The following is a 284-nucleotide window of genomic DNA, read 5'->3' as shown; positions in this document are numbered from 1 at the left end:
GTAGACTAACAAAAGGAACGATTTGTATGAAAAATAAAAATGTAAATGAAAGTATCCACTATATGCCTGGAAAGAAGAGATATATTTATCAACGAAATGATATTTTTTCTTTTTCAATAGATGCTGTATTATTAGCTAAATTCTCTTCAATTCCCAAAGGGGCTAAGAGAATTATTGATTTATGTACAGGTACTGGGGCTATTCCTTTATTACTTTCATTAAGGACAGGAGTACCCATAGATGCAGTTGAAATTCAAACTGTCCTATGTGAATTAACACAAAAG

At 31.0% G+C, this 284-nt stretch carries 1 pseudogene; it reads left to right on the top strand.

The features are described 5' to 3' along the window. Nucleotides 1-26: 26 nt before the first annotated feature. Nucleotides 27-284 (top strand): annotated as a pseudogene (locus tag AOA60_RS32345) (SAM-dependent methyltransferase); the annotation flags it as partial.

Origin of the sequence: Pseudomonas sp. 2822-17, from assembly GCF_002742485.1 — a bacterium.
Classification (GTDB): domain Bacteria; phylum Pseudomonadota; class Gammaproteobacteria; order Pseudomonadales; family Pseudomonadaceae; genus Aquipseudomonas; species Aquipseudomonas cyclaminis.
Note: the sequence above shows the minus strand (reverse complement) of the source record. Positions and strands in the feature narration are given on the sequence as shown.